This window comes from Thalassobaculum sp., from assembly GCF_040219215.1.
Lineage (GTDB): Bacteria > Pseudomonadota > Alphaproteobacteria > Thalassobaculales > Thalassobaculaceae > Thalassobaculum_A.
In genome coordinates this window covers 315,691-342,427 of the sequence record NZ_JAVJSX010000008.1, presented here as the reverse complement: position 1 = coordinate 342,427, position 26,737 = coordinate 315,691, and the positions used below count along the sequence as shown (strand labels likewise).

Annotated in this window: 30 protein-coding genes and 1 other RNA gene; 18 read left to right on the top strand and 13 right to left on the bottom strand. The window is 67.8% G+C overall.

Features of this window, described 5'->3' with window-relative positions:
* Positions 1 to 45: 45 nt before the first annotated feature.
* Positions 46 to 1,110 carry a 2OG-Fe(II) oxygenase gene (locus tag RIC54_RS07030; protein WP_350085939.1) on the top strand — a complete coding sequence of 355 codons (1,065 nt, stop codon included), beginning with the start codon at positions 46 to 48 and terminating at the stop codon, positions 1,108 to 1,110.
* 13 nt (positions 1,111 to 1,123) lie between these two features.
* Here the strand turns inward: RIC54_RS07030 and RIC54_RS07025 are convergent, their stop codons facing one another.
* The 4 genes from RIC54_RS07025 to RIC54_RS07010 all read right to left on the bottom strand — a co-directional run bounded on the left by RIC54_RS07025 (position 1,124) and on the right by RIC54_RS07010 (position 4,550).
* Positions 1,124 to 1,513 (bottom strand): RidA family protein, encoded by a 390-nt coding sequence (locus RIC54_RS07025; RefSeq protein WP_350085936.1) that lies wholly within the window; start codon positions 1,511 to 1,513, stop codon positions 1,124 to 1,126.
* A 79-nt stretch (positions 1,514 to 1,592) separates the two neighbouring features.
* On the bottom strand, positions 1,593 to 2,240 hold the full coding sequence (locus RIC54_RS07020; protein WP_350085933.1) for a glutathione S-transferase family protein: 648 nt from the start codon (positions 2,238 to 2,240) through the stop codon (positions 1,593 to 1,595).
* Between the two features lie 89 nt (positions 2,241 to 2,329).
* The gene (locus tag RIC54_RS07015) at positions 2,330 to 3,247 is read right to left on the bottom strand and encodes a glycosyltransferase family 9 protein (protein WP_350085930.1); all 918 of its coding nucleotides are present in this window, start codon (positions 3,245 to 3,247) and stop codon (positions 2,330 to 2,332) included.
* Between the two features lie 34 nt (positions 3,248 to 3,281).
* Positions 3,282 to 4,550: a glycosyltransferase family 4 protein gene (locus RIC54_RS07010; protein WP_350085927.1), complete on the bottom strand. Its 1,269-nt coding sequence runs from the start codon at positions 4,548 to 4,550 to the stop codon at positions 3,282 to 3,284.
* A 46-nt stretch (positions 4,551 to 4,596) separates the two neighbouring features.
* Between RIC54_RS07010 and RIC54_RS07005 the strand changes: the two genes are divergently transcribed.
* Positions 4,597 to 5,364 carry an alpha/beta hydrolase gene (locus tag RIC54_RS07005; RefSeq protein ID WP_350085924.1) on the top strand — a complete coding sequence of 256 codons (768 nt, stop codon included), beginning with the start codon at positions 4,597 to 4,599 and terminating at the stop codon, positions 5,362 to 5,364.
* Positions 5,365 to 5,372: 8 nt separating this feature from the next.
* Here RIC54_RS07005 and RIC54_RS07000 read toward each other — a convergent pair whose 3' ends face one another.
* Entirely contained in the window at positions 5,373 to 6,107 is a 735-nt protein-coding gene (locus tag RIC54_RS07000) for a sensor histidine kinase (RefSeq protein WP_350085921.1), read from the bottom strand.
* Positions 6,108 to 6,162: 55 nt separating this feature from the next.
* Between RIC54_RS07000 and RIC54_RS06995 the strand changes: the two genes are divergently transcribed.
* Complete coding sequence (locus RIC54_RS06995) at positions 6,163 to 6,918, top strand: tetratricopeptide repeat protein (protein ID WP_350085918.1); 756 nt, start codon at positions 6,163 to 6,165, stop codon at positions 6,916 to 6,918.
* 8 nt (positions 6,919 to 6,926) lie between these two features.
* Here RIC54_RS06995 and RIC54_RS06990 read toward each other — a convergent pair whose 3' ends face one another.
* Positions 6,927 to 7,595, bottom strand: coding sequence for a glutathione S-transferase family protein (locus RIC54_RS06990; RefSeq protein ID WP_350085915.1), 669 nt, complete (start codon positions 7,593 to 7,595; stop codon positions 6,927 to 6,929).
* Between the two features lie 55 nt (positions 7,596 to 7,650).
* Entirely contained in the window at positions 7,651 to 9,096 is a 1,446-nt protein-coding gene (locus tag RIC54_RS06985) for a helix-turn-helix domain-containing protein (protein WP_350085912.1), read from the bottom strand.
* Between the two features lie 243 nt (positions 9,097 to 9,339).
* Here RIC54_RS06985 and aceA point away from each other — a divergent pair, with 243 nt between their 5' ends.
* From aceA to RIC54_RS06965, 4 genes are all read left to right on the top strand, one after another.
* Entirely contained in the window at positions 9,340 to 10,641 is a 1,302-nt protein-coding gene (aceA, locus tag RIC54_RS06980; protein WP_350150888.1) for an isocitrate lyase, read from the top strand.
* 27 nt (positions 10,642 to 10,668) lie between these two features.
* Positions 10,669 to 10,869, top strand: coding sequence for a DUF4170 domain-containing protein (locus tag RIC54_RS06975; protein ID WP_007675094.1), 201 nt, complete (start codon positions 10,669 to 10,671; stop codon positions 10,867 to 10,869).
* A 127-nt stretch (positions 10,870 to 10,996) separates the two neighbouring features.
* Positions 10,997 to 11,434, top strand: coding sequence for a DUF2946 family protein (locus RIC54_RS06970; protein WP_350085906.1), 438 nt, complete (start codon positions 10,997 to 10,999; stop codon positions 11,432 to 11,434).
* A gap of 62 nt (positions 11,435 to 11,496) precedes the next feature.
* Entirely contained in the window at positions 11,497 to 12,453 is a 957-nt protein-coding gene (locus RIC54_RS06965; protein WP_350085903.1) for a DUF1775 domain-containing protein, read from the top strand.
* A gap of 36 nt (positions 12,454 to 12,489) precedes the next feature.
* On the opposite strand, the gene RIC54_RS06960 is transcribed toward RIC54_RS06965, so the two are convergent.
* Positions 12,490 to 13,236 carry a TSUP family transporter gene (locus RIC54_RS06960; RefSeq protein ID WP_350085900.1) on the bottom strand — a complete coding sequence of 249 codons (747 nt, stop codon included), beginning with the start codon at positions 13,234 to 13,236 and terminating at the stop codon, positions 12,490 to 12,492.
* Between the two features lie 13 nt (positions 13,237 to 13,249).
* Complete coding sequence (locus RIC54_RS06955) at positions 13,250 to 13,813, bottom strand: GNAT family N-acetyltransferase (RefSeq protein ID WP_350085897.1); 564 nt, start codon at positions 13,811 to 13,813, stop codon at positions 13,250 to 13,252.
* A 203-nt stretch (positions 13,814 to 14,016) separates the two neighbouring features.
* Here RIC54_RS06955 and RIC54_RS06950 point away from each other — a divergent pair, with 203 nt between their 5' ends.
* Positions 14,017 to 14,973 (top strand): PfkB family carbohydrate kinase, encoded by a 957-nt coding sequence (locus RIC54_RS06950; protein ID WP_350085894.1) that lies wholly within the window; start codon positions 14,017 to 14,019, stop codon positions 14,971 to 14,973.
* A gap of 9 nt (positions 14,974 to 14,982) precedes the next feature.
* Here the strand turns inward: RIC54_RS06950 and RIC54_RS06945 are convergent, their stop codons facing one another.
* Complete coding sequence (locus tag RIC54_RS06945; protein ID WP_350085891.1) at positions 14,983 to 15,615, bottom strand: glutathione S-transferase family protein; 633 nt, start codon at positions 15,613 to 15,615, stop codon at positions 14,983 to 14,985.
* Between the two features lie 85 nt (positions 15,616 to 15,700).
* Positions 15,701 to 16,324 carry a bifunctional 4-hydroxy-2-oxoglutarate aldolase/2-dehydro-3-deoxy-phosphogluconate aldolase gene (gene eda / locus RIC54_RS06940; RefSeq protein WP_350085888.1) on the bottom strand — a complete coding sequence of 208 codons (624 nt, stop codon included), beginning with the start codon at positions 16,322 to 16,324 and terminating at the stop codon, positions 15,701 to 15,703.
* Positions 16,325 to 16,448: 124 nt separating this feature from the next.
* Between eda and ffs the strand changes: the two genes are divergently transcribed.
* The 10 genes from ffs to argB all read left to right on the top strand — a co-directional run bounded on the left by ffs (position 16,449) and on the right by argB (position 23,693).
* Positions 16,449 to 16,539, top strand: an RNA gene (gene ffs / locus RIC54_RS06935) — signal recognition particle sRNA small type.
* Between the two features lie 56 nt (positions 16,540 to 16,595).
* Positions 16,596 to 18,428 (top strand): DNA polymerase III subunit gamma/tau, encoded by a 1,833-nt coding sequence (locus tag RIC54_RS06930; RefSeq protein WP_350085885.1) that lies wholly within the window; start codon positions 16,596 to 16,598, stop codon positions 18,426 to 18,428.
* A gap of 7 nt (positions 18,429 to 18,435) precedes the next feature.
* Positions 18,436 to 18,759 (top strand): YbaB/EbfC family nucleoid-associated protein, encoded by a 324-nt coding sequence (locus RIC54_RS06925; RefSeq protein WP_350085882.1) that lies wholly within the window; start codon positions 18,436 to 18,438, stop codon positions 18,757 to 18,759.
* A gap of 13 nt (positions 18,760 to 18,772) precedes the next feature.
* Positions 18,773 to 19,366 carry a recombination mediator RecR gene (recR, locus tag RIC54_RS06920; RefSeq protein WP_350085879.1) on the top strand — a complete coding sequence of 198 codons (594 nt, stop codon included), beginning with the start codon at positions 18,773 to 18,775 and terminating at the stop codon, positions 19,364 to 19,366.
* A 93-nt stretch (positions 19,367 to 19,459) separates the two neighbouring features.
* Positions 19,460 to 19,594, top strand: a complete 135-nt coding sequence (gene rpmH, locus RIC54_RS06915; RefSeq protein ID WP_007675074.1) for a 50S ribosomal protein L34 — start codon at positions 19,460 to 19,462, stop codon at positions 19,592 to 19,594.
* A 30-nt stretch (positions 19,595 to 19,624) separates the two neighbouring features.
* Positions 19,625 to 20,005 carry a ribonuclease P protein component gene (gene rnpA / locus RIC54_RS06910; RefSeq protein WP_350085874.1) on the top strand — a complete coding sequence of 127 codons (381 nt, stop codon included), beginning with the start codon at positions 19,625 to 19,627 and terminating at the stop codon, positions 20,003 to 20,005.
* Positions 20,002 to 20,286 (top strand): membrane protein insertion efficiency factor YidD, encoded by a 285-nt coding sequence (gene yidD, locus RIC54_RS06905; protein WP_350085871.1) that lies wholly within the window; start codon positions 20,002 to 20,004, stop codon positions 20,284 to 20,286. Before rnpA ends, yidD begins: the two co-directional genes overlap by 4 nt.
* Positions 20,283 to 22,037, top strand: a complete 1,755-nt coding sequence (gene yidC, locus RIC54_RS06900; RefSeq protein WP_350085868.1) for a membrane protein insertase YidC — start codon at positions 20,283 to 20,285, stop codon at positions 22,035 to 22,037. Before yidD ends, yidC begins: the two co-directional genes overlap by 4 nt.
* The gene (gene yihA, locus RIC54_RS06895) at positions 22,034 to 22,678 is read left to right on the top strand and encodes a ribosome biogenesis GTP-binding protein YihA/YsxC (RefSeq protein ID WP_350085865.1); all 645 of its coding nucleotides are present in this window, start codon (positions 22,034 to 22,036) and stop codon (positions 22,676 to 22,678) included. Before yidC ends, yihA begins: the two co-directional genes overlap by 4 nt.
* A 106-nt stretch (positions 22,679 to 22,784) precedes the next feature.
* Positions 22,785 to 23,693 (top strand): acetylglutamate kinase, encoded by a 909-nt coding sequence (gene argB, locus RIC54_RS06890; RefSeq protein WP_350085862.1) that lies wholly within the window; start codon positions 22,785 to 22,787, stop codon positions 23,691 to 23,693.
* A 29-nt stretch (positions 23,694 to 23,722) separates the two neighbouring features.
* On the opposite strand, the gene RIC54_RS06885 is transcribed toward argB, so the two are convergent.
* Together RIC54_RS06885 and RIC54_RS06880 are read right to left on the bottom strand one after the other, a co-directional pair.
* Positions 23,723 to 25,003, bottom strand: a complete 1,281-nt coding sequence (locus RIC54_RS06885) for a DUF2336 domain-containing protein (protein WP_350085859.1) — start codon at positions 25,001 to 25,003, stop codon at positions 23,723 to 23,725.
* On the bottom strand, positions 25,003 to 26,688 hold the full coding sequence (locus RIC54_RS06880) for a sensor domain-containing diguanylate cyclase (protein ID WP_350085856.1): 1,686 nt from the start codon (positions 26,686 to 26,688) through the stop codon (positions 25,003 to 25,005). Before RIC54_RS06880 ends, RIC54_RS06885 begins: the two co-directional genes overlap by 1 nt.
* Positions 26,689 to 26,737 lie beyond the last annotated feature (49 nt).

The following is a 26,737-nucleotide window of genomic DNA, read 5'->3' as shown; positions in this document are numbered from 1 at the left end:
GCCAGCCGAGGCTCACTGCCGCCGTCAGGACCATGAGGCGGAGCCGTGACCATTCAGACCCAGCCCCCGATCACGCGTCCGGAAATCGGCGATATCGTTCCGCCGCTTGCGCTGAAGCGGCGCACCGGTGCGGTCTTCGACCCGTTTGCCGACGACGAAGCCGGCCGCTTCCAGGTGCTGGTGTTCGCCGGATCGTTTGAGCGACCGGCCGCTGCAGCCACGATCGGCGCGTTCGCCGCCGCCCGCGACGGCCTGGACGAACACAAGGTCCATGTCCATCTGGTGCTGCCGGCTGGTGAAGCCGACAAGGCCGCAGGTGCGCCATTCCCGGTGCTGGTCGATGGCAGCGGGGCCGCGCTCCGGGCCATGGGAATCGCGGCCGGCGCCGCCGGCGACGGCGCGGCGGTCCTGGTGATCGCGCCGAACGGCCATGTCCTGGCGCGGATCGACCCGGACAACGCCGACGACCCGGTCGAGGCGATCCTGGCCCTGGTCCGCCCGCTGAACGCAGCCCGCAAGGCCGTCACGGCTCCGCCGATCCATCCCCCGGTGCTGGTGGTACCGGATGTGCTGAGCCCGGAGGACTGCCGTCGCCTGATCAGCATCTACGCCATGCAGGGCCAGGAGTTCGTCGACCCGGGGCACAACCAGCTCAAGGGCCGCACCACCGACTGCAAGATGCGGATCCCGGAGTACGGCCGCAACGATCGGATCGACCACTGGGTTTGCTCGGCCGCCAACAACAGCGTCATCGACGCCCGGCTGGTGCCGCGGCTGATGCCGGAGATCCACAAGGCGTTCCAGTACAAGGTGACCCGGCACGAGCGCTACCGGATCGCCTGCTACGAAGGGTACCGTGGCGGCTCGCAGCACGGTCACCGCGACAACACCCTGCCGTTCGTGGCGCACCGCCGGTTCGCGGTCACCATCAACCTGAACGCCGACGAGTACGAGGGGGCCGAACTGCGCTTCCCGGAATTCTCGGAAGCCGCCTACAAGACCCCCACCGGTTCGGCCATCGTGTTCTCCTGCTCGCTGCTGCACGAGGTGATGGCCATGCGCTCGGGCCGGCGTTTCGCGCTGCTGGCGTTCCTGTTCGGGGATACCTGATCGTCGGCCGCAGTCAGCGGGCCGCCACCACCTCGATCTCAACCTTCCACGACGGATCGACCAGCCCCGAGACCAGCACCAGGGTGCTGGGGATCTTCCGGCCGCCCAGGAACTCGCCGCGGGCCTGGCGCAGGGCGGGAATGTCGGCACGGTCGAGCAGGAAGATCCGCATGTGGACGATGTCGTCGACCGACATGCCGGCCGCCTCCAAAAGCGCTCCGATGTTTGCCAGCGCTTGCTGGCATTGCGCCAGCGGTCCCTCGGCTGTCCTGCCGTCCGGTTTCACCCCGACCTGCCCGGACAGGTGCAGCCAGCGGCTCGCCCCCTCGGTGAGGGCGCCGTGGCTGTAGTTCGGAACCCCCAGCACGACGACGCTGTCGGGATCGATCGGCTTGTGCGCCATGGCGGCCTCCCCGTCTGATTGCAAACGACGCATCGGAGCAACCGCCGCCGCCGCGGTCAAGGAGGCGTGCTTGCCGCCCTCAGAACGCCAGCCGGCCGAACAGGTGGTCGAACGGCAGCATGACGTGTTCGCGGTAGGCTGGCCGCTCCTGCAGGCGCCGGTACCAGGCTTCGACGTTCGGCACCGACGGCCGGTCGATCGGGATCCCGAAATAGCGGAACAGGTTCAGGCCTGCCGGGATGTCGGCGAGACCGAAACGGTCGCCGCCGAGATACGGCCGGTCGGCCAGCTCTCGGTCCAGCAGTTCCATGTGCCGGGCGCAGCGGGCCAGCTTGTCGGCCACCGCCGGTCCGTCGCGCTGCGCTTCCAGTGTGCGATAGAAGCCCCAGAACACCCCGGTCAGGAAGTCCGGCTGCAGGGTGGTGGCCGACCAGTCCATCCAGCGCTCGGCCTGCGAACGAGTGGCCGGGTCGTCGGACCAGAACCCGCCCGCTGTGTGGCGCGCCGCCAGATAGCGCAGGATGGTGTGCGATTCCCAGACCACGGTGCCGCCATCGTCGATCACCGGCACCCGGCCGTGCGGGTTCATGGCCAGGAACGCCGGATCGTCGAGGCCGCCGGCCGATCCGCCGGCCGGGGTGTGCAGATGCGGCAGGCCGAGTTCACCAACGAGCCACATCACCTTCTGCACGTTGAACGCGTCGCGGCGTCCCCAGATCTTCAGCATGGTCGGTCCCTCAAGGCTCGGATCGGCATTGCCGCCGGATCATGATCGGCCGGCCCACCGCAAGGCAACACCGGCGGCAAGCACCGCACTCACGGCAGCGCCGCAATCACCCGCTCCACCGGCAGGTCGGTCAGGACCGGCGCGTGCAGTTCCCGCACCTCCGGCCCCCGTGGCGCGGTCTTGGCCGGATCGGAGGCATCCGAGAACAGCGCGACCGTCGGGCAACCGGCCAGCGCGACCAGATGGGTCGGCCCGGTATCGTTGCCGACCGCGACGATCGCCCGGCGAGCCAGTGCCGCAAGCTGGCCGAGATCGGTGCGGCCGGTCAGGTCCAGCGACGTCGGTGCGGCCGACAGTATGGCGCCGGCCAGCACGCCTTCATCCGGGCCGCCAAGCACGACCGGCGTGATGCCCCTGCCCGACAGGTGCGCCGCCAGCGCGCCGAAGCGCTCGGCCGGCCAGCGCTTGTACGGCCGATCCGGCGACGAGCCGGGGATCAGCAGCGCGAACCGCTCCGGCAACGCGAACGCCGACAGGTCGCCGTCCAGGAACGACAGGTCGGACAGGCCGGCATCGTCGATGCCGGCGACGGCAAGCTGGGCGCGTTGGCGCTCCGTCGAGTGCATCCGGTGGTCGGATGGATAGACATGCCGGTGGCTCGCGCCCGCAACCTTGCCCGACCAGTCCGGGCGCCGGTTCTGTGCGAACAGCCGGAAATAGCCGCCGGTTCGCTCCGAGGTCTGCAGGTCGTACACCCGCTCGAACCCGCCGCGCCGCAGCCGGGACCGCCAGCGCATCCAGGCGACCGGATTCCAGCGCGGCGCGGGATCGATCCAGATGTCGGAGAACAACCCGCTCGCCGCCCCCAGGTCGCGATACGCCGGACGGGTCAACAGCACCAGCTCGGCCTGCGGGTGGTGGCGGCGGATCGCCTGCATGGGCCCGAGCGCCATCAGGAAGTCGCCCAGCGCACCGAGCTTGATCACGAGGATTCGGGGAGGGGACATGCGGCTCGGCAGCGTTGCGGTGGATGCCGGACGATCAGACCGCGTCCGGCTCGTTGCCGACGGTATCGTCGACCGCGCCACGCGCGTCCAGCAGTTCGCTGTAGACCGCCAGGGTACGGGCGCACATCTGGTAGCGCGAGAAGTTCTCCCGCACGTGTTCCACGGCCCGAGCCGACAGCCGCTCGCGGGCGTCGGCGTCGAGACCGAGTGCCGCCTTGATGCCCTGCGCCAGGGCGTCCGCGTCGTTGGGTCTGACCAGCCAGCCGGTCTCGCCCGGCAGCACGGTCTCGCGGGCACCGCCGTGGTCGGTTGCGACGATCGGCCGGCCCATCGCCTGGGCCTCGATCATCACCCGTCCGAACGGCTCGGGATCCAGGCTGGCCGATACCACGACGTCGGCGAGCTTGTAGGCCGCCGGCATGTCGTCGGTGCGACCGACGAAGTGCACGTGCGGGGTCAGCCCCAGCTTGGCGATCACCGGCTCGAGTGCCGCCTTGACGCTGCGCCGGCCGCCATCCTCGCCGACCATCAGGCAGTGGAACGAACCACGCTCCAGCCGGGACAGTGCCTGGACCAGCAGGCCGTGCCCCTTCCAGCGGGTCACCCGCGCCGGCAGCAGCACCACCGGCACGCCATCCGGAATCCGCCAGCGATCGACCAGCCTGACCAGCCGTTCGGCCGACACCCGGTCCGGATCGAACAGCGACAGGTCGACGCCACGCGGGATCACCCGCAGACGGGCCGGGTCAAGCCCATAGTCGGCAATCAGCCGGTCGGCCACGTAGTGCGAGATCGCGATCACCCGGTCGCCACGCACCATCACCGAATTGTAAAGCCGTTTCAGCGCAGTGCGCGCGGCGGGGCGCTGGTGGAAGGTGGTGACGAACGGCACGCGGTTGCGGCGTGCGGCCCGAAACGCAATCCACGCCGGGATACGAGAGCGGGCGTGCACCAGATCCACGCGCTCGCGCCAGATCAGATCCACCATCCGGTCGAAATTGGCCCGCCAGATCAGCGGGTTCTTGGAGTGAACCGGCATTGTTATGTGGGTGGCGCCGATGCGTTCAAGTTCATGGACCATCGGGCCGCCGTTGGAGACCACCAATGCCCGCCAGCCGGCCTCGACCTGGGCCCGTGCGACGTCGATCGTGCCGCGCTCCACACCGCCCGAAACCAGCGCCGGAAGGACCTGGAGAATCGTCGGTGCCCCCCTGGGAGTCAGCCGGCGGAACGCTTCGTAATCCTCGACGATGCTGTTAGAGTCCGGCGCTGTCGCGGCGTCCAGATCGAGCGGCACGTTCACCGGCCCTTCCAGTCATCGATGGTCCAACGCAGGAGACCCTAGCACAATGACGCAAGCGTCACAGCCCGCGTCGGCGCAGCGCCTGGACACCGCCGACGGTGGTCATCTGGCCTATCACCGCAGCCCGGGCAAGTCGCCGGGCGTCGTGTTCCTGGGCGGCTACGCATCCGACATGACCGGGACCAAGGCGATGGCGCTGGAAGCTCACGCCCGCGATCGCGGTCACGCCTTTCTGCGGTTCGACTATCGCGGCCACGGCCAGTCGTCGGGCCGGTTCGAGGACGGCACGATCGGGCGCTGGCACGCCGACGCCCTCGCGGCATTCGACGACTTGACCGAGGGGCCGCAGATCCTGGTGGGCTCCTCCATGGGTGGCTGGATCGCCCTGCTTTTGGCGCGCGACCGGCCGCAGCGCGTTGCCGGACTGGTCGGCATCGCCGCGGCACCGGATTTCACCGAAGACCTGATGTGGGCGGAGTTCGACGAGTCACAGCGCGCAACCCTGGAACGCGACCGAATTCTGCGGCAACCGTCGGAGTATTCCGACCAGCCCTATGTCGTGACCATGGACCTGATCGAGGACGGCCGGAACCATCTGCTGCTGCGCGCACCGATCCCGATCCGGGTTCCGGTACGCCTGCTGCAGGGCATGCGCGATCCCGACGTCCCCTACCGTCACGCCCTGACCCTGGCAGACCGGCTGGAAGGCGACGACGTTCAGATCCGGCTGATCAAGGATGGCGACCACCGGCTCTCGACCGGGCGCGACCTGGCCATTCTGACCGATACCGTGGATGACTTGCTTGCGCGTTGAGCGCTCTCTCAGACCGGCCCGAGCGGCAGGCGGATGATGGCGCAGGTGCCGACGCCCTTGCGCGACCGTAGCTCCAACGTACCTCCGAGCAGTTCGACCTGCCGGCGAACCACCGCCAGCCCCATGCCGCTGCCGGTATCGCCGTGCACGCCGACGGTCGACAGGGCGCCGGCCCATCCCGGAGCCATGTTGCGCACAACCTCATCGGACTCCATGCCGACCCCCGTGTCGGAGATCACCAGGATGGCGACGTTCTCCGCCAGCTCGGCGCGCGCCGACACCGTGACGCGGCCACCGCGTGGCGTGAACTTGATGGCGTTGACCACCAGATTGTTGACTACAGACGTCAGCGCTTCTGTTCCGACCTGGAGATTCGGCAACGACTCCGGAAGATCGAGCACCAAGGTCACGCCGCGTTCCTCGGCCATCGGCCCGAACAGCCCGACGATATCGCCCAACACCTGGCTGAGCGGCGATGTCTCGATCGATCGCGCTGCGGGGTCCTCCAGGACCAGACGGTCGCACAGCTGCAACATGCGCTGGGCCGCTCCATGGGCCAGCGCCGCGTATTCCACGTACTTGTCACCAGGCAAGGGGCCGAACCGCTGGTCGCGGAAAATCTCGGCAATGGCGGTCAGGGCATTCAGCGGATTGCGCAGTTCGTGTGCGATCTCGCGCAGCTGGGCCGCCGCCTCGCGAGACAGGCGACGATCAGCTTCGACTGAGCCCAGTCCAGTTTCCATTGTCCGTACTGCCTCACACCTTCGCCAGATAAGTGTAATTTCCCGTAGTTACGGAATGGTTAACACTGTTGTTCTGGCCGTCCTTCTGCTTCTTACCCCGGCTTCCGGCCGGGCCGCGACCGACGAAGCACAGAAGGCCGAAATCTACAATCGATGCCTTGCAAAGGCGCAATCCGACCCATCGGCCGCCTATTCGGACGCCCTGGCATGGCACGAGGCCGGCGGCGGCCTTCCGGCCCGGCACTGCGCCGCCGTTGCGCTGGTCGGCACGCGCCAGTACGCCGAGGCGGCCGCGCGCCTGGAGACGCTCTCCACCGAGGCCGCCAAGCAGGACCCTGGCCTTCGTGTCGCCCTGTTGGCCCAGGCGGCCCAGGCCTGGCTGCTGTCCGGTCGGGTCGAGCGTGCCGAGCAGCTCCAGAACAAGGCGATCGAGTCCGCGCCGGCCGACCGGCAGCTTCGGGTCGACCGCGCGGTCACCCGGCTCACTCTCGGCAGATCGTGGGAAGCCATCGACGACCTGAATGTCGCCATAGAGCTCGACCCGCAGGATCCCGAGGCCATGCTGTACCGCGCCTCGGCCTACCGGTATCTCGATGCCGTCGACCTGGCGCGCGAGGACGTCCGGCGGGCGATCAGGCTGGACCCAAGGCGGCCGGAAGCCTGGCTGGAGCAGGGCATCCTGGAACAGCTTGCCGGCGATCTTCCGGCAGCCCGGCAAAGCTGGCTCGAAGTCCTGCGCCTCGACCCCGATGGCCCGGCCGCATCGGCAGCGCGCGCCCGAATCGAGGACATGGATGTCATCAAGCGATAGATGAAGCCTCAGAAGTCCAGATCGGCGTAGTGCTTGGCCGGGCGCAGGCCGGAGACATGGTCGGCCAGTAGCGGCCGGAAACTCGGCCGCGACTTGACCCGGGCATACCAGCCCTTGGCCTCGGCGTTGCGATCCCACGGAACGTCGCCGAGATAGTCGACGCAGGACAGATGGGTCGCCGCCGCCACGTCGGCGAGCGAGAACCGGTCGCCTGCCAGCCACTTCCGCCGCTCGGCCAGCCAGCCAATGTAGTCCAGATGGATCGCGATGTTGCTGTGGCCGGCGCGGATCGCCTCGCTGGACGGCTCGCCGATTCCCAGGAACCGCTTCAGCACCTTCTCGCCGACGAGCAGGTCGGTGACCTCCCGGTCGAACTTGCGATCGAACCAGGCCACCAGCCGGCGGGTCTCGGCCCGCTCCGCTGCGTCGCCGTGCAGCAGCGCCGGGTCCGGGCAGATCTCTTCCAGATACTCGGCAATCGGAGTGGCGCCGGCGATCGTGGTGCCGTCGTCCTCGACCAGCACCGGCACCTCGCCGGCCGGATTGATCGCCAGGAATTCCTCGCGCCGGTCCCAGATCGGCTCGGCGCGCAAATGCGCCTCCATCCGCTTCTCGCCAAGGACGAGCCGGACCAGACGGGACTGTGGTGACAAGGCGAGATGAAAAAGCGTGCGCATGCAGTCGTTTGACATGGCAAAGGGGGGTCAGGCTACCAGTATCGGCGGGGCCGTGTCACCGCACGAAGTCGAAGGGCTGAGCCCGGCGCAAGGTCTGGTCGACCCGGAGCTTGTGGTTGACCGGCGGATGGGCGCGCTGGGTGCAGTCCAGACGCTCGCACACCCGGCAGCTGACGCCCGCAGGGGTGACATCGCCCGGCCGCTTCGGATCCACGCCGTCGCCGTAGATCAGGTGGCGCGAGTCCTTGAACTCGCAGCCCAGCGCGATCGAGTAGCGCGGTTGCAGCGGATCGCGGCCGCCGCCGATCGGATCAAGCGTGCGGGCGATGATCAGGAACGTCGTGTCGTCGGGCAGCCGCACCACCTGGGTGTTCAACTGCCCCGGGCTGCGGAACACATCGTGCACCACCAGGCGCGGGCAGGTCCCGCCGAACCGGGCAAACTGGAAGCCGCCGCCGGACAGGCGCTTGGAGATGTTGCCGGCGTTGTCCACCCGCAGGAAGAAGAACGGCACCCCGCGCGCGCCGGAGCGCTGCATGGTGGTCAGCCGGTGACAGACCTGCTCGACGCTGGCGCCGAACCGCCGGCGCAGCAGCTCGATGTCGTAGCGCAGGTCCTTGGCGGCCTGCAGGAACGGGCTGTAGGGCATCATCACGGCACTGGCGAAGTAGTTGGCCAGGGTCATCCGGAACAGGTCGCGGCCGTCGTCACTCTGCAGATCGGCCCGCTCCACAATCCTGTCGAGCCGCTCTCGATGGCCGATCAGCGCCAGTTGAACGCCCAGATGGAAGATCCGCGCCGACGGCAACAGGGTTTCCGAGATCAGGATGCGGCGGCGATGATGGTCCCAGCGCCGCAGCGTGTCCCCCATCACCTCGACCGGCATGACCCGGACGTCGATCCCGTGGGCCGCCTTGGTGTGAACCCGCAGCCCGGCGAACAGGGTGTCACGGTCAAGCCCGGCGTCCTCCCACAACTCCTCCGCCGCCCGCTCCAGGTCGTCGAAATGATTGGCTGCCGCCTCCAGCACGTCACGCACCGCCTCGACCGGGTTGTCCGGGGCCAGCGGGCCGTCGGCGGTACCGTCGCCGCCGGCCTCGTGCGCCAATGCTTGGGCGTTCTCCCAGATCCGTCGATAGGCGCGGTAGAGCGTCAGCACGCCCTGGGCGGCGGCCGGAGCGGACGCGACCAGCTCGCGCATCTCCCGCTCGGAGACGGCCTGTCCTTCAAACAGCGGATCGCCGAACACCTCCGACAGCCCCGCAGCCAGTCGCTGGTCGTCGTCCTCGGCGAACTCCTTGAGGTCGATCTCGAAGGCATTGCCGAGCTTGAACAGCAGCGGCACCGTCACCGGACGCTGGTTGTGTTCGATCAGATTCAGATAGCTCGGCGAGATGCCGACCTGAGCCGCCATCTCGGTCTGGCTCAACCCCTGATCCAGCCGGAATCGGCGGATCTTGTGGCCGAGCATCGCCTTGCGATCCAACCGTTCCGTCGCCATTGCCTCCGACCCTTCCGACTGCTCGCGCGGCGCCTCGCCATCCTATCGGAACGCGGGTGCAAACGCGAAGAAATTTACAAATATGACAAATTACATTTCGTGAATTTTACTCCAGTGACCGTGTTACTCGTTTTCATGCAATAGGTTATGGCCAACTCCAGTCATCAGTGAATACATGACAGTCATGTTGCGGCGCGAAATCGAACGGTGCGTCGCCGACCCGATAACCAGGAGAACCGACCGATGACCCAGGAGTTCCAGGATCGAATGCGTACAACGCCGGGCCGCTTCGCGGACGTCCGACGCGACTACACCATCGAGGACGTCCGCCGGCTGTCCGGCTCCCTGCGAATCGAACACACCCTGGCTCGGCGCGGCGCCGAGCGGCTGTGGGAACTGCTTCGGACCGAGCCCTATGTGAACACCCTCGGCGCGGTGACCGGCAACCAGGCCATGCAGCAGATGAAGGCCGGGCTGAAGGCGATCTACCTGTCCGGCTGGCAGGTTGCGGCCGACGCCAACGTGGCCGGCGCCATGTACCCGGACCAGAGCCTGTACCCGGCGAACTCCGGCCCCGAACTGGTGCGCCGCATCAACAACACCCTGGCGCGCGCCGACCAGATCCAGACCATGGAAGGCCAGGGCGATGTCGACTGGTTCGCCCCGATCGTCGCCGACTGCGAGGCCGGATTCGGCGGCGCGCTGAACGCCTTCGAGCTTGCCAAGGCTTACATCGAGGCCGGTGCGGCCGGCATCCACTACGAGGACCAACTGGCGTCCGAAAAGAAGTGCGGGCACATGGGCGGCAAGGTGCTGATCCCGGTGCAGCAGCACATCGCCAACCTGAACGCCGCTCGGCTCGCTGCCGACGTCATGGGCGTGCCGACCCTGATCGTCTGCCGCACCGATGCCGAGAGCGCCAAGCTGATCACAACCGACGTCGACGAGCGCGACCGGCCGTTCCTGACCGGCGAACGTACCGCCGAGGGCTTCTACCGACTGAAGGAGGGTACCAGCTTCGAGCGCTGCGTGGTCCGCGGCCTAGCCTACGCCCCGTACTCCGACCTGCTGTGGATGGAAACCTCGACCCCGAACCTGGAGCAGGCCCGCCGGTTCGCCGAAGCGATCCGCAAGGACTTCCCGGACCAGATGCTGGCCTACAACTGCTCGCCGTCGTTCAACTGGTCGGCCAACCTGGACAAGGAGGACATCGCCCGGTTCCAGCGCGAAATCGGCGCCATGGGCTACAAGTTCCAGTTCGTGACCCTGGCCGGCTTCCACAGCCTGAACCACGGCATGTTCGAGCTGGCGCGCGGCTACAAGGAGCGCGGCATGGCCGCATACTCCGAGCTGCAAAATGCCGAGTTTGCCTCGGAGGCCAACGGCTACACCGCGACCCGCCACCAGCGCGAAGTCGGCACCGGGTACTTCGACGCGGTGTCGGTCGCCATCAAGGGCGGCGAATCGTCCACCACCGCCCTGCACGATTCAACCGAAGAAGCCCAGTTCCGGCCGGCGGCGTCCCTGCACGTCGCCGCCGAGTAACCGGACCGAGTTAGAGGAGGATTGACCATGCCTGAGCGTTATTGGGTGATCGGCGGCGAGTACGAGACCACCGCCTTCGACCGGCTGCTGGATGGCACCAAGCAGATCCTCGGCCCCTACCGCGACGTCGACGACGCCAAGAAAGCCTGGGAGAGCGTCGCCGTCGAAACCCGCAGCATCTGCAACGCGCGCTTCACGATCGTCCGGGAGGGATTGGCGCTCAACTGATCTCACCACCCGCGACGGTCAGGCCGGCCCCTTTCACGCTCAGAGGGGCCGGCCTTTCTTTTTGGACCAAGCCGACTGCGGCGCCATGACACTTGCCGCGACGGCCGGCGCGGGTAGGCTGCGGGCGATGGCTACACGTCCGACAGCGCCGGGATACATCATTGGATCGCCCAGGCACCGCCTGACCGCGCTGGCCGCGGTGTATGCGATCCTGGCGCAGATTCTGCTCGGCTCCCTCGCGGCAGCGTTTGGCCCGGCAACCGTGGCCGGCGACCGTTCCGCATTGGCCCGGCTAGCCGAACTCTGCACGCCGGACGGGCTGGTCCGGATCGCCTATCGCGACGGAGGCGACACCTCCGGCAGCACGTCCGAACGGGTGGCCCCGAAATGCCCGTTCTGTCTGGGCAACGGCAGTTCCCCGGCGCTGGCGCCGTCCGGCATCTGGACCCTCGATCCGCCGTCGCGAACTGCCCAGGCAGATTGGGTTGCGACTGACAGCACCACAGCCTGCTCCGCGCACCACTTCACGGAGATCCGTCCCAGGGCACCACCGTCGATCACCTGACCGGCGCCATCCGGCGCCGTCCCGATCAACGACGTTTCACCCGATCACGACGGAGACATCCCGTGAAAGCTTATGCCTTTATGGCCGCCGCCCTGTGCGCGGCAGTTCCGACGCTCGCGAACGCCCACGCATCGCTCGAGACCGGCAAAGCCGGCGCCAACGCTATGTACAAGGCGGTCCTGCGCGTGCCGCATGGATGCGACGGTGCCGCTACCCGAACCGTTCGCGTCTCGATTCCCGAAGGCGTGATTGCCGTCAAGCCGATGCCCAAGGCCGGCTGGCAGTTGACCACCGTCAAGGGCGACTACGCCAAGACCTACAACTACTACGGCACGCCAACGTCGTCCGGGGTGAAGGAAGTGGTCTGGTCGGGCGGAAACCTGCCCGACGAGTTCTACGACGAGTTCGTGTTCCGCGGCCGCATCACTGACTTTCCGGCCGGCCATGTCCTGGCGTTCCCGGCGGTGCAGGAATGCGACACCGGCAAGGTCGCCTGGATCGAGGTACCCGCGGCCGGGCAGGACCCGCACTCGCTTGCCCATCCCGCTCCGACCGTGACCATCGTGGCCGATGCAGGGTCCGGACACGACCATGGCACGGCCCACGCCGGCCACGTCCAGGGCCCGATCGGGGTCGGGCACGCATGGGCCCGTGCCTCCGCCGGCCCGGTCAAGACCGGCGCCGCCTACCTGACCGTCACCAACACCGGCACCCACCCAGACAGGCTGCTTGCGGTTTCGTCATCGGCCGCCAAGCGGGTGGAGATGCACACCAACCTCACCGAAGCCGGCGTGATGAAGATGCGGCCGCTCGAGGCGCTCGATGTTCCCGCGGGAGAGTCCGTGACACTGGCACCCGGCGGTCACCACATCATGCTGATGGGCTTGAACAAGCCACTGGTGGAGGGAGAGTCGTTCCCGCTGACTCTGACCTTTGAACGGGCTGGAGCCGTCGATGTCGAGGTGTCGATTGGTGCCGCCGGTGCCATGGATGCCGGCAAGGAGCACAAGCACAACTGATCGGCGACGTCGGATCAGTGCGTCGCAGTCGGCCGGTCAGTTCAGGAGCGACCGGCCGATGACCACCACCGCCAGCGTCGCGAGCAGGACCAATGCCGCCCGCTTTACGGTTCCCGGATCGGCCCGGCCGTACAGCCGGCGGCCCAGGAACACCGCACCCTCCACGATCGGGATCAGGACCAGGCAATGCAGCAGCAGGTGCATGGTGAGGAGGCCGTAGAAGCCCATCACCACCACCGAGACCAGATCCGTCACCAGGAACACTGCCACCGCGGTCGCCCGCAGGGTCGCGACCGGAAGCGGCGACGACAGGTACAGCAGGATAACCGGGGGTCCGGGTATGCCGGCGGCACCCGACAGCAGCCCCATGGTGGCGCCGGTCGCCAGCTTCAGGCCGGTGCCGGGCACACGCTTGAGCCCGATGCCGGCCGCGATCGCCAGGGTCGCGACCAGCACCGCAACGCCGATCCCGAGGCGCATCGCGTCGTCGCTGAGCGCCGACAGCGCCAGGGCGCCGAGCGGAATCGCCGGCAGCGCCCCCAGCACCATCAGCACGCTGCCCCGTCGATCGATGTCGGCATGGACATGCGGCAACATCCGGATGCCGGCAAAGATGTCGAGCAGCAATGAGACCGGCACGATTTCGGAAGGCGGTGCAAGCACCGTTACGGCGGTCACCAGGATCAGCGCGAAGCCGAACCCGGTGAAGCCTCGCACCACGCCCGCCACCAGCGATGCCGCCGCGGCGAGGACCCATATCTCAAGAGTCCATCCGAACAGCATGCCGACGCCGGCGTCAGCCGACGCGCAGCCGCCGATGGCTCACGATCTCGTCCCCGTCGGTGCTGCCTCCTCGATGCCCCCTCCAGGGCAGGAGCGGCAGGATCGCGCCACGCGGCAAAGTGCCGAGCGCATCGGGTGCCAGCGCCTTGACCTGCAGCCGGCCGGCCTCGATCGGGCCGGGCATGGCGAACCCGTAGGGTGCCGCCTGCTCGAAGCCGAAAGGCCGGTAGTAGTCAGGGTCGCCCGACACCAGGCAAAGTCGCCAGCCGCGATCGCGCGCGACGGACAGGCCATGGCCGACCAGCGCCCGGCCGAGTCCTTCGCCACGCCGCTCCGGGATCACCGCCAACGGCCCAAGAAGCAGGGCGGGACGGTCAAGCCCGACCATCACCGGCCAGAACCGCAGGGTGGCCAGCGGCTGGTCGCTCACCGGGTCGGCGGCAATGAAGCTCAGCGTGGGCGCGCCGAGCCGCAACCGGTAAACCGTGCGGCCGCGCCGCTCCACCCCGAAGCCGAGGTCATTGAGGGTTTCGACGGCGGCGCCGTCGGACGGGATTTCGGAGCGGATCTGAAACATCTGTCTGGGCTACCTGTCGGAGAGGGAAAGCAAAGCCCGCTCCGGCACCAGCCGGGCGGGGTCAATCGAACGCGCGGCGTCGCACGGTTCGTCGTCGTTGCTGATCTCGGCTCGTCGGCTGGGTCATGGCCCGTGGGCGTCCTCTGATGCAGTATCCGAACACGTAATCGAAACCGCACTCATGCGCCACAGGAAATTCACGCATGGCCGACACGACGACAATGCAGGGCACCGGGCCGCAACCGGACCGGGCGGCTCCCTACGTGCAGTGCCTGGGCGCAGCGACGCTCGACACGGTACTGCGGGTACCGGCTATTCCGCCGCACGGCAAGGTACTGGCCGACGCCTGCGCGGTGTTCGGTGCCGGCATGGCATCGGCGGCGGCGGCCTCGATCGCCCGGCTCGGCGGCCGAGCCGGTATCTGGGCACGGATCGGCGACGACGATGCCGGGCGGCGCTGGCGCGCCGACCTTGCCGGTGAAGGCGTCGACGTCTCGGCGGTCCGCGTCGAACCGGGACGCCGCACGGCGATCTCCACCATCATCGTCGACGCCGCGGGCGAGCGCCTCATCGTGCCGTTCTATGATCCGGAACTCTCCCACGACCCCGGCTGGCTGCCCCTCGGCACGCTTGCCGGCGCCGGGGCGGTGCTGGTCGACACGCGATGGCCGAAGGGTGCGGCCGCCGCGCTGGATGCCGCGTTTGCCGCCGGAGTGCCGGCGATCCTGGATGCCGACGTTGCCGATCCGGCGGTACTGCGCGATCTCGCGGCACGAGCCGATCACGTCGTGTGCTCGGAGCCCGGCCTTGCCCTGCTGCAGCCGGTCGGCGGCCTTGACGCCCTGGCAGCGACGCTCCCGCGGGCCAAGGTGGTCGCCGTCACCCTCGGTGCAGCGGGCGTGGAGTGGATCGCCGACGGGACGCGTCACCGGCAGCCCGGTTTCCCGGTCGACGCAATCGACACGCTGTCCGCCGGCGACGTGTTTCACGGCGCCTACGCCCTCGGCGTGGCCGAAGGCCAATCGATCGGGCGGGCCGTGCGTTTCGCCTCGGCCGCCGCCGCCGTGAAGGTCACGCGGTTCGGAGGTCGCCTGGGGGCTCCGAGCCGCGACGAGGTGAACCGATTCCTGAAGCCCCGCGCCACGGCTGTGGCCGGATGACCGGCGATCTCAGTCCGCCGACGGCGGTGCCAGCTCGGCGTCGGTCGCCTGAGCACGCTTCAAGGCCGGCCGCTCGCCAAGTCGTGCGACATAGGACTTGAACTCCTCCCGATCGGGAATCAGCTCGAACAGCATGCCCCAGCGCAGGGTGGAGCCGATCACCACGTCGGCGGCGGTGAACGTCTCGCCGAACAGGTAGGGTCCCAGCCGCAAGGCGTCGGCGACCACCCCTATGGTGGTGTCATAATCGCCGTAGCCGACAGCCGAGCGGGGCCCGGTCTCACGCTGCATCATGCGGTCGATCATCGCCGGCTCGATGCAACTCGGCCCGAAGAACAGCCACTTCAGGTAAGGCCCGCGCCGCGGGTCGCCGACCGGGAAGTTCAGCCGGGCTTCAGGGAACGCATCGGCAAGATGGCAGCAGATCGCCGCCGATTCGGTGATCACGGTCCCGCCGTGGACCAGCGCCGGAACCTTGCCCATCGGGTTGACCGCCAGATACTCCGGGGCGCGGTTCTCGAGCTTCTTCAGGTCGAGAATCCGCATCTCGTAAGGGTGGCCGACCTCCTCGAGCATCCAGTGGGCGACCGACGAGCGCGACGGTGCCGCGTGGTAGAGGATGAGTTCAGAACCGACGGGCATGGGCGGACTCCATTCGCTCGGAAACGCGATCGGCACGATAGTTTGGCCAGGGTCGCAATTTCAAGAACAAACAGCGAACACAATGCTAGCCGCGAAGCGCGACAGCCTTGCGGGCCAGTTCCTCGATCCGCGCCCAATCGCCGTCGCGGATCGCGTCGGCGGGGGCCGGAAAGCTGCCGCCGACGCACAGCACATTCGGCAGGGCGAGGTAGGCCGGTGCATCCTCGGCGCCGATTCCGCCGGTCGGACAGAACGCGATGTCCGGCAGGACCGGGCGGATCTGGTCGAGGCCGTAAGTGCCCCCGGCCGCCTTGGCGGGAAAGAACTTCAAGGTGTCCAGCCCGGCCCGCCTTGCCGCCATCGCCTCCGACACCGTCTGGATGCCCGGCAGATAGGCGAGGCCAGCCGCCGCCACCTGGGCGACCAGCGCCTGGTCGAAGCCAGGCGAGACCGCGAACACCGCACCGGCCTCGACCGCCGGTGCTACCTGCTCGGCGTCCAGCAGCGTGCCGATGCCAACGATCATGTCCGGGACCTGCGCACGGATCGCCCGCACCGCGTCAAGGGCCGCCGGGGTCCGCAGGGTGATCTCGATCACCCGGATGCCGCCGGCCATCAGCGCCTTGGCAAGCCCGGGGGCCTGCGCGGCATCGTCGATGGTCACCACCGGGATCACCGGGCCGGCCTTCAGGATATCGCGGACGTTCATCGGGATCTCCATCGCCACATGCTCCAGCGAGGCTAGGGACGTGCGGACCCATGCACAAGCAGGCATCGCGATCACTGCCCGCCCTTGCGCTGCCCCACCTGCCCATCCTATATCCCGCATCGGAAGGCTGGCGCGGACGGGCTCCTCGCCAATTCGGTCAGGTCCGGAAGGAAGCAGCCGTAACGAGTTTCGGTCCGGGTCGCCGCCGGTCTTCCACCTTGCTCCCTTATCGTCGGTTTCATGGCCGGCCGCGGCGCCGTATGATCACCGCATGACCGATGTCTCCTCCGACGACGCCACAACAGGCGCTCCTGCTCCAGCGGCCGAATATCGGGTCCTGGCACGCAAGTACCGTCCGCAGACCTTCGAGGATCTGGTCGGCCAGGAGACCCTGGTTCGCACCCTGCGCAACGCATTCGCACAGAACCGCATCCACCACGCCTTCGTGCTGACCGGGGTGCGCGGGGTCGGCAAGACCACGACCGCGCGCATCGTCGCCAAGGGCCTGAACTGCATCGGGCCGGACGGCACCGGCGGGCCGACCATGACGCCGTGCGGGGTATGCGACAACTGCAAGGCGATCGCCGGGGATCGCCACGTCGACGTGCTAGAGATGGACGCAGCGTCGCGCACCGGTGTCGACGACATCCGCGAGATCATCGAGAGCGTGCGCTACCGGCCGGTATCGGCGCGCTACAAGGTCTACATCGTGGACGAGGTCCACATGCTGACCCGCAACGCCTTCAACGCCCTGCTGAAGACGCTGGAGGAACCGCCCGAGCACGTGAAGTTCATCTTCGCGACCACCGAGATCCGCAAGGTGCCGATCACCGTGCTGTCGCGTTGCCAGCGCTTCGACCTGCGCCGGATCGACGTGGCGGTCCTGAGCGAGTTGTTCGAGAAGGTCTGTACGGCCGAGGCCGTGGAGGCCGAACCCGAGGCGCTGCGCATGATTGCGCGCGCGGCCGACGGCTCGGCCCGCGACGGATTGTCGATCCTCGACCAGGCAATGGCGCTGGCCACCGGGCCGGTCACCTCGATCCAGGTCCGCGACATGCTCGGCCTGGTCGACCGAGAGCGGGTCTACGACCTGTTCGAGGCGGTGATGGCCGGCCGGATTTCCGAAGCCCTGGACGTGCTGCGGATGCTGTACGACGGCGGCGCCGATCCGGTGGTGGTCATCCAGGACCTGATGGAGTTGACCCACGCCATCACCCGCATGAAGGCGGCGCCGAAGGCCGCGGGTGCCAACGACCTCGGCGAGGCTGAGCGCGACCGCGGCCGCAAGCTGGCGGAGACCCTGCCGGTTCCGGCCCTGACCCGCTCCTGGCAGATGCTGTCCAAGGGTCTGGGCGAGGTTCAAAACGCGACCGCTCCGGTCGCCGCCGCCGAAATGGTGCTGATCCGCCTCGGCTATGCCGCCGACCTGCCGGACCCGGCCGATCTGATCCGGATCCTGACCGACGGGTCGGGAGCGGTAGCGGCAGGCGCCGCGGTGCCATCCGGCGCAACTCCTGCCGCTGCAACGGTATCGGCATCGCCGGCCGCAACCGCGCCGTCCCCGGCCGAGCCGGACGGCCTACCAGCGTATGCCGTGGACGGTCCGCCGCCGAAAGAGGCGCAAGAGCCCGACGACGCGCTTGCCGAGGTCCCAGCGACATTCAAGGCACTCGCCGAACTGTTCCACGCCCGCGGCGAACCGGTTCTGTCGGCCCAGCTCGCCGGTTCGGTGCATTGCGTCTCCTACGCGCCGGGCCGGATCGACATTCGCCCGCAGAACGGGACCGATCCCCGGTTCGCGGCCCAGATCGCGGCCCACCTCAGCCGCTGGACCGGCCGCCCCTGGGACGTCCGGATCTCGCGCGAGGACGGTGAAGCAACCCTGCGCGAGCAGGCCGTGACGGCCAAGGCGGAGCATTTCGCCAAGCTGGCCGAACACCCGGTGGTTTCCAAGGTGCTCGAACTTTTCCCGGGCGCGCGCATTGAAGAGGTGACGGCGCCGCCGCCCCAGGTCAGCGCCGATCCCGACGACGAGACGCTGGACGACGCCGACACAATCGCGTTCGACGACGACGCGCCTGAAAGCAAGGCAAACCAAGCGTGAGGCAGACATGAAAAACCTCGGCCAGCTCATGAAGCAGGCTCAGGAGATGCAGGGCAAGGTGCAGGAGATGCAGGAGCGGCTGTCCGCTCTTGAGGTCACCGGCCGGTCCGGCGGCGGCATGATCGAGGTCGTGCTCACCGGCAAGGGCGAAGCCCGCAAGGTCACGATCGATCGTGCCCTGATCGATCCGGCCGAGACCGAAGTCCTGGAAGACCTGCTGGTCGCTGCCATCAACGATGCGCGGGCCAAGGCCGACGCCCGCTCCGCCGAGGAGATGCAGAGCCTGACCGGCGGGCTCAGCCTGCCGCCCGGCTTCAAGCTGCCGTTCTGAGAGGTCGCTGGCCGTGGCCGTCGGCGAACTCGACCGCGCAATGCAGTTTCTGGCGAAGTTGCCGGGCCTCGGGCCCCGGTCGGCCCGGCGCGCCATTCTGCATCTGATGAAGCGCCGTGAATCTCTGATGCTGCCGCTGGCTGAAGCGCTGGCCGCGGCCGCGCGTTCGGTCCAGCCGTGCACAACCTGCGGCAACCTGGACACCGTCGATCCGTGCGGCATCTGCAGCGACCCGCGCCGCGACCCGCAGGCGATCTGCGTGGTTGAGGACGTGGCCGATGTCTGGGCGCTGGAGCGTGCCGCCGCCTTCAAGGGCCGCTACCACGTGATCGGCGGCGTGCTGTCGGCGCTCGACGGGGTCGGACCGGAAGACCTGAACGTGGACGGCCTGGTTCGGCGCGCCGCCGAACCGGTGGTGAACGAGGTGATCCTGGCGATGAACGCGACGGTCGACGGCCAGACCACCGCGCACTATCTCGCCGACCGGCTGGCATCGACCGGCGTGAAGGTGTCCCGGCTGGCCCACGGTGTCCCGGTCGGTGGCGAGTTGGACTATCTGGACGACGGAACCCTCGCCCAGGCGCTGCGGGCACGGCAGGCCCTGTAACGCCGTCAGCCAGGGCGTTGACTCGACGCAGTACAGCCGATATACACGCGCCCTCGCCAAACCTATGGCACGTCGACGTGACGGAGACTTCCCGTGAAGCGCACCTATCAACCTAGCGTCCTGGTCCGCAAGCGTCGGCATGGCTTTCGCTCGCGCATGGCCACCGTCGGTGGCCGCCGCGTGATCGCCACCCGCCGATCCAAGGGTCGCAAGCGCCTTTCCGCCTGATACCGTTCGACGGCGTCGAACGGTGAAGCGATGCGAACGACCGGCGCACCTGCATTGTCGCGGCTTCTCAGCCGTGCCGATTTCCTGCGCGCTGCTCGTGGCGTGAAAGCCGTGGCTCCCGGCCTGGTTCTCCAGGTTCGGCGCCGGTCGCCCGATGAAACCGGTGACGACACGCGTCCGCGCGTGGGCTTTACCGCGAGCCGCAAGGTCGGCAACGCGGTGGTCCGCAATCGCGCCCGGCGTCGTTTGCGCTCCGCCGTGGCCGACGTGCTGTCGGCGCGTGCGGAGGCGGGTTTCGACTACGTCCTGATCGCCCGGGCTGCAACCGCCGAACGGACCTATGACGAGTTGCTGGCCGATCTCGGCAAGGCGTTGGACCGGGCGCGTTCGGGTAAAGGACGGCGATCGTGATCCGCACCCTGATCAGCGCCCCGATCCACGCCTACCGGCTGCTGCTGTCCCCGCTGCTCGGCCCTGCCTGCCGGTTTGCGCCGAGTTGCTCGACCTACGCCCTGGAGGCGATCGCTCTGCACGGACCCTGGCGCGGTTCGGTTCTCGCGGCTCGGCGCTTGCTACGCTGCCATCCTTGGGGTAGCGACGGGTACGATCCGGTGCCGCCGCTGGCCACCATCGATCTCGATCAAACGTTCACGCTGCCGACGCGCGGCCTCACCGACGGATCCCCGCGATGACCGACCAAAAGAACATGATCCTTGCGATCGTGCTGTCCGTGCTGATCCTGCTCGGGTTCCAGTTCCTGGTGGAACGCCCGAAGATCGAGCAGCAGCGCCAGCAGCAGGCTCAACAACAGGGTCAGGCCTCCCAGGTCGATGGGTCCAGCGCGCCGGTTCCCGGACAGAGCACCGCTCCGTCGGCGCCCGGCGCGGCGCGCGATGCCGGCAGCCAGTCCCCCAGCGACAACCGCGGGGCCGCCCTGGCGCTGTCGCCGCGCATCACGATCAGCACGCCCCGGATACAGGGATCGATCGCGCTGAAGGGTGCGCGCATCGACGACGTCGTTCTGACCGACTACCGGGTCACGATCGATCCCAAGAGCTCGCCGATCCATCTCCTCGACCCGACCGGGCTGCGGCACCCCTATTACGCCGAGTTCGGCTGGGTGGCCGCCAGCGGCTCATCGGTCGCCATCCCGACCCCGGAGACGGTCTGGACCGCCGACTCGACCACGCTGACCCCGGAAAAGCCGGTGACGCTGTCTTGGTCGAATGGTCAGGGCCAGACTTTCGAGCGCACTGTTGCGATCGACAAGGACTACATGTTCACGGTGTCGCAGCGGGTGATCAACAAGGGCGCCGACACGATCACGCTCTACCCCTACGGCCTGATCAGCCGCGGCGGCACGCCCGAGACCCTGGACTTCTACATCCTGCACGAAGGTCCGCTGGGCGTGTTCAACGACACGCTGACCGAGATCAACTATTCCGATCTGCGCGAGGATGGAGACGTCCAGCGATCGGCGACCGGCGGCTGGATCGGCATCACTGACAAGTACTGGCTGGCCGCCCTTGTGCCCGGCCAGGGGCAGACCTGGAACTACAATTTCCGGCACAGCCTGCGCAACCAGAGCGACCGCTACCAGGTCGACTTCCTGGGCGAGGCGACGTCGATCGCAGCCGGGGCAACCGCCTCGACCGAGAACCGGCTGTTCGCGGGCGCTAAGCTCGTCAAGGTGCTCGACCGCTACGAGGAGCAGTACGGCGTCGCGAATTTCGATCTCGCGATCGACTTCGGCTGGTTCTACTTCCTGACCAAGCCGTTCTTCTATGTGCTGACGTGGCTGAACGCCCTGCTCGGGAATTTCGGCCTCGCGATCCTCGGGCTGACGATCTGCGTCAAGCTGCTGTTCTTCCCGCTTGCCAACAAATCATACGCGTCGATGGCGAAGATGAAGGCGCTGACGCCGAAGCTGCAGGAGATGCGCGAGAAGCATGGCGACGACCGCCAGCGTCTGAACGAGGAGATGATGGCGCTGTACAAGCGCGAGAAGGTCAATCCGGCCGCCGGCTGCCTGCCGATCCTGATCCAGATCCCGGTGTTCTTCGCGCTGTACAAGACCCTGTTCGTGAACATCGAGATGCGGCACGCGCCGTTCTACGGCTGGGTCAAGGACCTGTCGGCGCCCGATCCGACCACGATCTTCAACCTGCTGGGCTTGATCCCATGGGACCCGCCGCAGTTCCTGATGATCGGCATCTGGCCGGTGCTCATGGGCATCACCATGTACCTGCAGCAGAAACTGAACCCGGCGCCGGCCGACCCGGTGCAGGCGAAGATCTTCATGTTCCTGCCGCTGATGTTCACCTTCCTGCTCGGCCACTTCGCTGCCGGTCTGGTGATTTACTGGACCTGGAACAACCTGCTGTCGATCGCCCAGCAGTGGATCATCATGCGCCGCATGGGCATCAAGAAGGTTTTGTCGTGACCGAAGCGGATCCGGAGTTCTCAGCCGCCGAGATCGAGGCGGCCCGGGTCCTGTTCGCCCAGGAATGCACGTTCAAGTGGGCGGCGGCCACGACCCAGCAGCTGCCGCCGCTCGGCCTGCCGGAAGTGGCGTTCGCCGGCCGCTCCAACGTCGGAAAGTCGAGCCTGGTCAACGCCCTGACCGGCCGGAAGGCGTTGGCCCGCACGTCCAATACGCCGGGCCGCACCCAGGAACTGATCTTCTTCGACCTGGGAAGCCGGCTTCAGCTCGTTGACCTGCCGGGCTATGGCTACGCCAAGGTCTCCAAGACCAAGGTGCAGTTGTGGACCGACACCCTGTTCGCGTATCTGCGCGGCCGGACCAGCCTGCACCGGGTGAACCTGCTGATCGACTCCCGGCACGGGCCGAAGGACATCGACAACGAGGCGATGGACCTGTTCGACCGGGCCGCACTGTCGTACCAGATCATCCTGACCAAGGCCGACAAGCCGAAGCCGTCGGAACTGGCCGAACTGATCGGGTCCCTCGGCACGGCACTCGCCAAGCGACCGGCGGCCCACCCGCAGATCCGTGCGACCAGCAGCTTTTCGGGCGACGGCATCGCGGAGCTGCGCGCGGAACTCGCCCGTTTCGCCGTCTGAGGCCCTCGGGCGGTCACTGCGATGATGGATGGACGCCCCGCGCAGGGTTGCGCTGCAGCGTAAATTTGCGCTCTATTCACCGCTTCGTCGTCAGCGGGACCGCCTCATGAAACGGATCGACCTCAAACGCCGGGCCGAATGGCTCTCCAAGGCCGGAATCCTGACCGAGGCGCTGCCATTCATGCGCCGCTACAATGACCAGACCGTCGTCGTGAAGTACGGCGGCCACGCCATGGGCAACGATGACCTGGCACTGAAGTTTGCGGCCGACATCGTGCTGATGAAGCAGGTCGGCATGCATCCGATCGTCGTCCACGGCGGCGGTCCGCAGATCGGCCGGATGCTGGAACGGCTGGCCATCAAGAGCGAGTTCGTCGACGGCCTGCGGGTCACCGACCAGGCGACGGTCGAGATCGTCGAGATGGTGCTGTCGGGGGCCATCAACAAAGGCATCGTGGCCGCCATCAACGCCGCCGGCGGGCGGGCCATCGGCCTGTCCGGCAAGGACGGCAACCTGATCCAGGCGCGCCAGCTGCGCCGCACCAAGGTCGACCCGGACAGCAACATCGAGAAGGTGCTGGACCTGGGCTTCGTCGGCGAGCCCGTCAAGGTCGAGGGCGACATGCTGCGCCGGCTGGTCGCGCAGGACCTGATCCCGGTGGTGGCCCCGATCGGGGCCGGCGAGAACGGCGAAACCTTCAACATCAACGCCGACACCGCGGCCGGTGCGGTCGCCGCCGCGGTCGACGCCATCCGCTTCATGCTGCTGACCGACGTCGAGGGCGTTCTCGACAAGGAAGGGCGGCTGATGCCGGAGCTGTCGGTCGCCGAGGCGCGCGCGCTGATCGCCGACGGAACGATCTCCGGCGGAATGATTCCGAAGATCGAGACCTGCATCGAGGCCGTGCAAGGCGGTGCCGAGGGCGCGGTGATCATAGACGGCCGGGTACAGCACGGCGTGTTGCTCGAGCTGTTCACCAGCCATGGCATGGGCACCTGGATCCGCCGGGACTAGCGGGGGGCTGGAGTTCGCCCGCCGGCGACCTACTGGGCGCCGCCTTCGGCCGCCATCTTGATCTGCCACTCCAGCTGTTCGTCATCCAGCGGGTACCGCGTGCCGTAAACCGCGCGCAGCACGTCCTTCGGCTCGATATAGGCCAGACGGAGTTGAAGCTGTTCGGCGAACTCCATGGACATACCCGCCTTCCACGACAGCGCCGTCACGGCCTTGGCATTGCCCGAGCTCATCATGGAATGCACCACCGCCTCGGTCAGGCCCGACCGCACCGACAGCGCGGCAATGACAAACGCGCGTCGACCCGCGGTCAGCGCCTCGCCCAGCGCCATCTCGTCCAACTGCCCCTGACCGTGCATCGCCAGCGCCCGGGTGCCTTCCGCCGTGGTCGCGGTGGTCCGGGTCCCGGCTTCCTCGATCCGCTTGCTCATGGCGTCGGCGAGTTGGGCCGATGCCGCTTCGTCGAGGTCGGTGCGCTTGCGCAGCTCTTCGACCAGCGCCATCGCGACGAAGCGCGCCAGCTTGCCGACATGGCCCGCCGACAGTTTCGGTCGCGCCACCAGCGGCGCGTGCCATGTCGGACGTGACGGCGCCAGATCGATCAGGCTGTCCAACGTGGCTTCCCGGATCTGGGCGGAATCATTGGCCAGCAAGGCGGCAATCGCCGCATCGTCGCCGCTGGCAGCAACCGCGTCGGAAACCCTGGTCGACACACCGTCACGCCGCGATACCGCGGTGACCGCGCCGGAGTTCCTCGGCGCCTTAACGACTCCGATCAGGAATTCATCAGACAGCAGCGGCGAATGCTGCAGGACCGGTCCGGCAACCTCGAGCGCGGTGTCTCGAGCCAGGACCTCGATCACCCGCCGGATCACTTCCGGCGGGGCGCTGGCCGCATCCTTGACGGCGTTGGACAGTCGGCTGCGCACCTTCTCGGCCGCGTCGAGCGCCAAGGTCTCCATCACCTCAAGCGTGATCTTGCGGTGCTGCGAGCGCCGCTCGCTGCCGATGCCCGCAACATCCAGCGCGACCCGCGCCGCCACGGACTGGCGCACGGTCTCGTCGGAGTCGCGCGCAAGGAAAGTGTCGGCGCGGCGCGGCGTCGAGGGGTTCTTCGCGACCGCGCGGCGCACACCGTCGTCGGCGTCTTCCGCCAGAAAGAACAGCAGTTCCGGCGGCATGTCCGTACGCGCCGCCAGCTTTCGACGCTCGGCGGCATCGCCGCTGCGGGCGATCACCATCGCTTGTTCCAATGCCCGGGCGTCGACCGGATTGTCGCCGGCACGGCGGAGGGGTGGCGTCTCGGTCATCAGGCCTCGCAGCGATCGGATTCCATGGCACCCGGACCGGCTGCAAGCCGGTACCATCCCTTGCCACTCCGTTTGATTTCGTACATGACCGCATCGGCGCGCGCGATCAGTTTCTCCCTGGTCTCGCCCGAACCTGGTTCGAACACCGCCATCCCGATCGACAGGCCGATCGGGTGCTCGGGACTTCCGGAGTACGTCAGGAGTTCCTTGCCCATCTCGATGATCCGTTCCGCACGTTCCGGCGCGGCCGCCGTATCGACTCCCTCCATCCAGAGCGCGAACTCGTCGCCGCCCAGCCGGGCACCGATGTCGCCGGCATGCGACTGGCGCTTCAGGATATCCGCCAGATGGATGAGCGCCTTGTCTCCCACCTGATGGCCGCGGGTGTCGTTGACCTTCTTGAAATTGTCCAGATCGACGTAAACCAGGGTCCCGGGTCCCGCGGCAGCGGATGTCGACGGGTCCAGGCGTGCGCCGATCGCTTCGTCGAAGGCCCGCCGGTTCAGCAGGCCGGTCATTGCATCGACCGACGACAACGTGCGCAGGTGCTCGTGGGCAGCGACCTGCTGCAACGCGATGCCGAGTTGATCGGCCACCTCGACCAGCAGCGCCACCTCCTCCTCATCCCAGACAGCGGTCGCTCCGGATCGCCAGAGGACCACGGTGCCGTTCATCTCCTGGTGATAGGAGAGTTGGTGAGCGAGCGCAGCCCCTTCTTCGATCTCGGCCAGGACAGGATCACGGGTGGCCACGATTGCCTCGCGCAGGTCATCGATCACCCGTGTCGGCACGACCTCGCCGATGCGCACGGCGAGGTCGAGGCCCGCTCCAGGCACGATCCGGAACAGCGAACAGCCATCGGCCGACAGTGCCCGCGTCAATGCCTCGGCGGCGGCATCGAGCATGCGGTCCGGCTCGACTTCGTCGCGGATGGTGCGCACGATGTAGGTCGTCAGCCGTTCGCGGCTGCGTGCCCTGCTGAGCGCAAGGTCGCGCAACCGGGCTTCGGTGACATCGCGGCAGACACCACGGGCGCCGCTCCACCGGCCTTGGTCGTCGAACAACGGAGCGGCGGACGCCTCCAGGGTCGACACGCCGCCATCGACCCGGCGGAACCGCACTTCCACACCCTGGACCGGTTCGCGCGTGTCGAACGGGCTGACGATCGCCAATCCCTCCGGAACCACCAGGAACGTCTCGGCAGATCGACCCACCATCTCGTCCGGCTCGTACCCGAGGGCACCAGCCGCCGAAACGAATACGAACTGCCCGGTCGGCCCGGTCTCCCAGGCAAAATCCGAGGAAATCTCCACCAGATCCTTGTAGCGCTGCCGGGAATCGACCAACGCGGCACGCAGGTTGTGGTCGAGCGACACGTCGCGGCCCACCAGCAGCGCCAGCCGGTCGTTGACCGGAATCGCCGCCAGATCGATCGTACGGCCGGTGTCCTCGTCGGAAATCTTGAAGCTCTGCGAGCCGGTCCCGGCCGTCACGGCAGACACCATCGCGGTGACCGCCGGCAACTCGCCTGACAGGAAGCGATGCGCAAGCGGGGCGCCCGGGATGTTGCGGGCCAGAACGTCTCCGTCGACACCGACCAGCAGGATCGGTCCCGGGTGGTCGCCAAGCGGCCCCTCGTCGATCAGGTGGACCAGATCGGCGGCCAAACCGTCCTCCTCGTCCATCCTCAATCGCCTCCCGTCCTTGCCCGCCACGCTCGCGGGCGCCACTGTA

What these genes read in the sequence shown, in the direction of transcription:
- RIC54_RS06945 (WP_350085891.1), bottom strand. Translation starts at nt 15,615, where the DNA reads ATGCCCGTCGGTTCTGAACTCATCCTCTACCACGCGGCACCGTCGCGC.
- RIC54_RS07025 (WP_350085936.1), bottom strand. Translation starts at nt 1,513, where the DNA reads ATGGCGCACAAGCCGATCGATCCCGACAGCGTCGTCGTGCTGGGGGTT.
- RIC54_RS06995 (WP_350085918.1), top strand. Translation starts at nt 6,163, where the DNA reads ATGGTTAACACTGTTGTTCTGGCCGTCCTTCTGCTTCTTACCCCGGCT.
- RIC54_RS06925 (WP_350085882.1), top strand. Translation starts at nt 18,436, where the DNA reads ATGAAAAACCTCGGCCAGCTCATGAAGCAGGCTCAGGAGATGCAGGGC.
- argB (WP_350085862.1), top strand. Translation starts at nt 22,785, where the DNA reads ATGAAACGGATCGACCTCAAACGCCGGGCCGAATGGCTCTCCAAGGCC.
- RIC54_RS06930 (WP_350085885.1), top strand. Translation starts at nt 16,596, where the DNA reads ATGACCGATGTCTCCTCCGACGACGCCACAACAGGCGCTCCTGCTCCA.
- RIC54_RS06960 (WP_350085900.1), bottom strand. Translation starts at nt 13,236, where the DNA reads ATGCTGTTCGGATGGACTCTTGAGATATGGGTCCTCGCCGCGGCGGCA.
- RIC54_RS06950 (WP_350085894.1), top strand. Translation starts at nt 14,017, where the DNA reads ATGGCCGACACGACGACAATGCAGGGCACCGGGCCGCAACCGGACCGG.
- RIC54_RS06975 (WP_007675094.1), top strand. Translation starts at nt 10,669, where the DNA reads ATGCCTGAGCGTTATTGGGTGATCGGCGGCGAGTACGAGACCACCGCC.
- RIC54_RS07015 (WP_350085930.1), bottom strand. Translation starts at nt 3,247, where the DNA reads ATGTCCCCTCCCCGAATCCTCGTGATCAAGCTCGGTGCGCTGGGCGAC.
- RIC54_RS07005 (WP_350085924.1), top strand. Translation starts at nt 4,597, where the DNA reads ATGACGCAAGCGTCACAGCCCGCGTCGGCGCAGCGCCTGGACACCGCC.
- rnpA (WP_350085874.1), top strand. Translation starts at nt 19,625, where the DNA reads ATGCGAACGACCGGCGCACCTGCATTGTCGCGGCTTCTCAGCCGTGCC.
- RIC54_RS06970 (WP_350085906.1), top strand. Translation starts at nt 10,997, where the DNA reads ATGGCTACACGTCCGACAGCGCCGGGATACATCATTGGATCGCCCAGG.
- RIC54_RS06885 (WP_350085859.1), bottom strand. Translation starts at nt 25,003, where the DNA reads ATGACCGAGACGCCACCCCTCCGCCGTGCCGGCGACAATCCGGTCGAC.
- RIC54_RS06990 (WP_350085915.1), bottom strand. Translation starts at nt 7,595, where the DNA reads ATGCGCACGCTTTTTCATCTCGCCTTGTCACCACAGTCCCGTCTGGTC.
- RIC54_RS06985 (WP_350085912.1), bottom strand. Translation starts at nt 9,096, where the DNA reads ATGGCGACGGAACGGTTGGATCGCAAGGCGATGCTCGGCCACAAGATC.
- RIC54_RS06955 (WP_350085897.1), bottom strand. Translation starts at nt 13,813, where the DNA reads ATGTTTCAGATCCGCTCCGAAATCCCGTCCGACGGCGCCGCCGTCGAA.
- eda (WP_350085888.1), bottom strand. Translation starts at nt 16,324, where the DNA reads ATGAACGTCCGCGATATCCTGAAGGCCGGCCCGGTGATCCCGGTGGTG.
- yidC (WP_350085868.1), top strand. Translation starts at nt 20,283, where the DNA reads ATGACCGACCAAAAGAACATGATCCTTGCGATCGTGCTGTCCGTGCTG.
- RIC54_RS06880 (WP_350085856.1), bottom strand. Translation starts at nt 26,688, where the DNA reads ATGGACGAGGAGGACGGTTTGGCCGCCGATCTGGTCCACCTGATCGAC.
- RIC54_RS07020 (WP_350085933.1), bottom strand. Translation starts at nt 2,240, where the DNA reads ATGCTGAAGATCTGGGGACGCCGCGACGCGTTCAACGTGCAGAAGGTG.
- RIC54_RS07000 (WP_350085921.1), bottom strand. Translation starts at nt 6,107, where the DNA reads ATGGAAACTGGACTGGGCTCAGTCGAAGCTGATCGTCGCCTGTCTCGC.
- aceA (WP_350150888.1), top strand. Translation starts at nt 9,340, where the DNA reads ATGACCCAGGAGTTCCAGGATCGAATGCGTACAACGCCGGGCCGCTTC.